The 3,642-nt window shown below is 68.1% G+C and carries 2 protein-coding genes and 1 pseudogene; 1 reads left to right on the forward strand and 2 read right to left on the reverse strand.

Going from position 1 to position 3,642, the window contains the following annotated elements:
* Positions 1–1,090, forward strand: a 1,090-nt coding sequence (locus ACNJ7E_RS38155; protein WP_418342268.1) for a hypothetical protein, incomplete at its 5' end; no start/stop codon positions are given.
* A gap of 158 nt (positions 1,091–1,248) precedes the next feature.
* Here ACNJ7E_RS38155 and ACNJ7E_RS38160 read toward each other — a convergent pair.
* Together ACNJ7E_RS38160 and ACNJ7E_RS38165 are read right to left on the reverse strand one after the other, a co-directional pair.
* Positions 1,249–1,512: pseudogene (locus ACNJ7E_RS38160) on the reverse strand (ANTAR domain-containing protein); the annotation flags it as partial.
* 256 nt (positions 1,513–1,768) lie between these two features.
* The gene (locus ACNJ7E_RS38165) at positions 1,769–3,487 is read right to left on the reverse strand and encodes an IS1634 family transposase (protein WP_418340312.1); all 1,719 of its coding nucleotides are present in this window, start codon (positions 3,485–3,487) and stop codon (positions 1,769–1,771) included.
* Positions 3,488–3,642: the final 155 nt, after the last annotated feature.

Below are 3,642 nucleotides of genomic sequence, written 5' to 3' on the forward strand. Positions count from 1 at the left end.
GAACGAGCATTTGCAGGAAGGGCGCTCCGGTGCCGCGGGTGAGCAGGCCTCGGTGCTGTTCATCGCGGATCCGGGCAAACCTGCGGCTGTTGCCGAACGCATTGCGGAGTACCTGCCGGAACGCCTGCGCAGCTCTGACCGGGTCGGGCGCCGGTGGACGACGTGCGTACGCCGCAAACCGTACCTGCCCGACGAGCAAGCAGACTTCGCTGATGTCATCGACACAGTCGATCCGTCCTCCGAAGAGGAAGACATCGTCGTGTACCTCACCGATCTGCCGCGACGCGAGGACACCCTACCCGTGGTGGCCGAAGTCAGCGCCGACCACAAATTCGCGCTCATCTCCGTCGCCGGAGTGGGCGGCGTCAACATCGAGCGCCGCGTCCGCACCGTCACCGAACTCGCGATCGCCCGCATCCTCGGGGAACCGGAACTCAAGCCCCCCGGCGCGGCGCGGCGGTTCCCGTCTGTGCAGATTGAGGACGGTATCCGGTACTTCGCGCCCGCGGGACTGCGGCGACTGCGACTGCTGTCGGGGATGGTGCGGGTCAACCGGCCGTGGCGACTGGTCACCGGACTGTCGAAGGTGCTCGTCGGCGCGTTCGCCACGGGTGCGATCGCCCTGGCCACCGAGACGATCTGGTTGTTCGCGGACACGATGGGCCCATGGCGTATGAGTGCGGCGACGGTCCTGTCGATCGTGGCGATGATTCTGTGGCTGATCCTCGATCACGAACTGTGGGAGCGGCCGAAGTCGCCGGAGGAGCGTGATCGTTCGGTGCTGTACAACACCGCGACCGTGGTCACCCTGGTCATCGGCGTCGTCGTGCTGCACGTGGCGCTGTTCTGCCTGCTGCTGTTCACCGCGTGTCTCACTCTTCCCCCGGAACTGCTGTCCCGCATTCTCGGGCACGGGGTGAACTTCTTCGATTACCTGACGCTCACCTGGTTGCTGGCGTCCATCGCCACCATCGGTGGGGCCCTCGGGTCGGGTCTCGAGGACGACGCCGCCGTCAAGGAGGCGGCGTACGGGGTCCGGCAGCGGCAACGTCTCGAGGAGACGCGACAACCGTCGAACGAGGCGGGATGATCGTGGTCGGCGAAGCGTGCGCGACGCAGCCCTGGTGATTCATCGCAGATGTCCCTAGATGCACGGGTGCCAGATTGCGTCCTCGACCGGTGGGCCGCCCGGTCCAGGTTTGTTTTTCTCCGGCGCCCCGCGGGACTGTCACTTACTCGGTCAATTCCTCAGCCCTGTTGCCGGGTTCGCTGGTGGGCGGTGAGCAGAAGGTGGTCGAACCGGGTCCGTAGGTCCGGAGCGGGTTCGCACTCGGCGAATCCGGCGACGAGTTGTTCGGCGATCGTGCGGACTCGGGTGTTGGTCTGCTGGGAGCACCAGGTGAGAACGTCGAAGGCGCGGTCGGCGGGAATCCCGTAGACCAGCACCAGTGAGCCCTTGGCCTGATCGGTTACCGCCGGTGACTCGGCAAGTTCGGCGACCACCGCGTCGACTTCGGGTACACGACGTTCGTCCGCCGATCTGCCGCCTTCGCCTTGCCCGGTCTCGCCGAATGGCATTTCACCGGTGATGCAGCCCTTCAGCTGGTACACGATCCGTACGGTGCCGGCCGCTCGACGGTGGCCCTCGAGCCGGACTTCCGCAGCTGATGGGCACACGATTCCGCGAAAAGGCGTGTTGACGTGCGGGGACGCCGCGCGGCCGCGTTGGGGTCGTGTTACTACAGGCCTTGCTTTGGCGGGATCTCGCTTACGCGTCGGTGGGGGCGAAGTCGAAGAACCGGGGCGGTTCGGGCAGCTCGAGCGCGGTAAGGATCTTTCGCTGCCCGGCGGTGACGGCGGAGCGTTGCGCCACCTGGCCGTGGTCGGTGGCGAGGGTGACCAGGTGCATCCGGTCGAGCTCGTGACGGATGCTGCGCCAGGTGTCACCGGTGGCGGTCTCGGCGACCCGGATCAGCAGCAGCGCCAGCCAGCACAACTGGACGTGGGCGCGGATGCGGTCCTCGCGGTGGTGGAAGACCGGCCGCAGCCCGAGCGAGCCCTTCATGTCGCGCCACCCGGCTTCGACGGCGAGCAGCTGCTTGTAGGCGGCGGCCAGGTCCTCCGGGGTGAGGGTGGTGTCGGACGTGCGTAGCAGCCACTTGCCGTCCAGGCCGGCCTCGGTCTTGATCGCCGTGTGGTCGATGCGCAGCAGCCCGGTGTTGGTGCGCCGCAGATACCGTCGCAGTCCCGGCTTGGATTTGAGCGAGCCGACCAGCTCGTCGCGGCGGCGCGATGTCCAGGTGTCGGAACCGTCGATCAGCTCTTCGAGGTGCGCGACGAGGTTCTCCCGTACGGCCGCGTCGCGGTCCGCCTGGTCCGGGTTGTGGCAGACGACGAATCGCCTGGTCCGGGCGCCGCCGTCGCCGTCCCCGTCACCGCCGGGCGCGACGTGCACCTCCTTGACCCGCAGGTTGCCGGCCACGGTGTGGTAGCGGCCCGGCCTGGCGAGCGCGGCGGCGGCCTCGGTGTTGGTGTGGCGCAGCTTCTCGGCGTGGATGTAATGCCCGCCGCCGCGGGTCAAATACGCTCGGTTCGCGGCGGAGGCGAAACCACGGTCGGCGACCCAGACCAACCGGCGCAGGTTCCACCCGTCCAGGTCGTCTTTGACGGTGCGGATGATCGCGGTGTCGGCGGTGTTGCCGGGGAAGGTCCAGCAGCGCACCGGGATCCCGTCGCGGGTGACGGCCATCGCGATCACCACCTGCGGCAGGTCGGTGCGGAAGTCCTTGGAGTGGCCGAACTCCCGCGCCCCGGACTCGGCCGGGTTACCGGCCCCGTCGTCGCTGGGCGGATCGGCCCGCTCCGGGCCCTCGGTCTCGAAGTAGGTGCTCGTCGTATCGACGAAAACGATGTCCAAATCCAGGTTTAACAGGTGCGCAACGGAATTGAACACATCGGCGGCGATCTCCTCGAGGGCGTCGAGGAGGAAGTCCATGCCCCGGTAGGCCTGATCGTCGGACAACGCGGTCATGTGCTCGATGGCGACGCGTTCGGTCACCCAGCCGGTCGCCGCGAGCTTCGAGCCGGGTTCGAGCGCGCGCTGGGCGACGAGGGTGAAGATCACCCGCTCCACCGCGTCGGCGGCGAGCCGCCGCCCCTCGGCGGCGCGGCGGATCGCCGCCGAGATCCCCAGCCGGTCCCAGAGCCGGTCCAGCGTCCACGCCCCGCCGAGGCGCCGGCAGTCGAGGATCTCCACCTCCCCGCCCGCGGTCGACGCCGCGGCGGACTGGTCGGGGGCGAGGAACCGCGAGATCGACGACACCAGCCGGGCCAACCCGTCCCGGTCCACGGTCTCGGCGCGGCCGAAGTTGTGGATCACCTTCGCGGTCGGCGAGCCGGTGTCCGGGTGCCGCTCGTTGTGCGCGAGCTGCAGATACGACACCACCGAGCCGTCCTTGTTCTTCCGCCGCGTCTCCCGCAGGTACATACCTACACAACACCACATCGCATGCGGCTTCACCAGCCGACACGCCGCAAGTCGTGTGCCTACAGATTTTCGCGTTCCAGACACCCTGCACCGCTCTGACCTGCGCCTTCATTCCGCGGCAGGCACGAAAATGCCTACGAACTGCGGAAGTCCGG

Source organism: Rhodococcus mengyinensis, assembly GCF_048381435.1.
Classification (GTDB): domain Bacteria; phylum Actinomycetota; class Actinomycetes; order Mycobacteriales; family Mycobacteriaceae; genus Rhodococcus_F; species Rhodococcus_F opacus_D.